At 79.3% G+C, this 512-nt stretch carries 1 pseudogene; it reads left to right on the top strand.

The window, feature by feature from the left end:
- Positions 1 to 512: pseudogene (locus GT042_RS34595) on the top strand (hypothetical protein); the annotation flags it as partial.

Here is a 512-nt window from a genome sequence, read left to right on the forward strand (position 1 = left end):
ACGGCGACGGATCCCCGCGCGGACCCCGGCACGCGCCCGCGCACGCCCCTCAGCCCGGACCGCGGCCCGGCTCCGGCCGGACCCCCGGGCAGGATTCGCGGTACGGCACCGGGGACGCGTACGGCACCGGGCAGGACCGGAGCGGGCCCGAGGAGCCGCACGGCCGGACGGTCCACTCGTACGGAAGCCGCCCCCGCGACCCACGGGTGCCGGACCCCCGGAGCGCCGTCGACACCCACTACGGCTTCTCGACCTCCGAACGGAGGCCTGACGGCCGGACCTCCGAGGGCCGGACCTCCGACGGCCGGGGCCCGGATGCCGACACCGGCCCCGGAGGCGCGCACAGCAGGGCGGCCGACAGCGAGCAGCCGTACGCCCCCGCCGACGACGACCACGGAGACGGCCCCCAGTCCCACAGCAGGACCACCGGCAGCCGCCGGCAGGGCACGCCGACCCGTGGCACCCAACTGCCCGACGCCGCCGCCCGGCGGCGCGGCGGCATAGGAGCGTGG

Origin of the sequence: Streptomyces sp. SID3212 (genome assembly GCF_009865405.1) — a bacterium.
GTDB lineage: Bacteria > Actinomycetota > Actinomycetes > Streptomycetales > Streptomycetaceae > Streptomyces.